Source organism: Micromonospora sp. NPDC049051, from assembly GCF_043197575.1.
GTDB lineage: Bacteria > Actinomycetota > Actinomycetes > Mycobacteriales > Micromonosporaceae > Micromonospora.
The window spans coordinates 1-1,337 of record NZ_JBICTL010000027.1; the positions used below are offsets into that span (position 1 = coordinate 1).

Sequence of the window (1,337 nt, forward strand, 5' to 3'; positions counted from 1 at the left end):
ACCTGACTGTCGGCACGCCCCACGAACTCCAGAACACCGTCCACACCCCACCGCGCCAGATCACCCGTGCGATACATCCGCGCACCCGGCACCCCGGCGAACGGATCCGCCACGAACCGCTCCGCGGTCAGGCCTGGCTGGCCCAGATACCCCAGGGCCAGGCCCGCACCACCGATGTAGACCTCGCCGATCACCCCGTCCGGCACAAGGTCGAGGCGAGCGTCGAGCAGGTGGATCCGGGTGCCCGCGATAGGCCGGCCGATCGGCACAGGAGCGCGGTCGAGGTCGTCGACACCGATGTCATAGGCGGTGGAGAAGCCCATGTTCTCCACCGGCCCGTACCCGTTGATCAGCCGAAGCCGTGGGAACTGTCTCCGTGCCCGGGAGACGTGGGAGACGGAAGCCGCCTCCCCCGCGGTCATCGCTTCCTCGACCTGGTCGAACACTCCAGGCCGCTCGTCCAGCAGCAGATTGAACAGGCTGGCCGACAACTGCAGGGTGGTGACGCCGTGTTCGGCGACCAGGTCGGCGATGGTGTCGAGTTCCGGAGTCGACCCGGGGTGCAGGACGGTCCGCCCTCCGTGCAGCAGGACGCCGAACACCTCCAGGGCGAACGCGTCCCAGGAGACGGGTGAGGACTGCAGGTAGACGCGGTCGGGCCCGAAGCGCAGGTACTCCTGGCCGACGAACGTGCTGACCAACGCCTCGTGCGGCGAGACCACCCCCTTCGGCCGGCCGGTCGAACCGGAGGTGAACATGACGCAGGCCGGATGCTGCGGGCTCACCGGGAGCCGCGGGGCGACGTCGGGACACGCCGCGATGGCGGCCTCGTCCATGTCGAGGCGGACGACATCGATGCCAGCGGCGTCGAGCTGGTCAGCTCGGTTCCCATCGGTGACGACCAGTGGCGCAGCGGTTTCCGCCACGATCCTCCTGGTGCGTTCGACGGGAAATGCGGTGTCGAGCAACGTGTACGCCGCACCGACCTTGAGGACAGCCAGCAACGACACGATGAGCGCGGGCTTCCGGTCGAGGTGCACGCCGACCACCTGCCCGGCCCGTATGCCTTGGGCAGCCAGATGGTGCGCCAGTTGGTTGGCGCGCCGGTCCAGATCAACGTAGGTGAGCGTCCCGTCCGCCGCCACGACGGCGAGCGCCTCGGGCGATCGCCGTGCCTGCGCCTCGAACAACTCGTGTACGCACCTGTCGGGATGAGCCGGCAGCGGCATCCCCCGGGTGCTCATCCGCTGTCGTTCGGTGGTGGTGAGGATGTCGATGCCGTTGAGGTGTTGGTCGGGGTCGGCGACCACGGTGCGTAGGAGTCGTTCCAGTCGATG

At 68.7% G+C, this 1,337-nt stretch carries 1 protein-coding gene; it reads right to left on the minus strand.

The window, feature by feature from the left end:
• Positions 1-1,310: amino acid adenylation domain-containing protein (locus ACGFIR_RS31600; protein WP_393149038.1), on the minus strand; the 1,310-nt coding region annotated here is incomplete at its 3' end.
• Between the last annotated feature and the right edge of the window lie 27 nt (positions 1,311-1,337).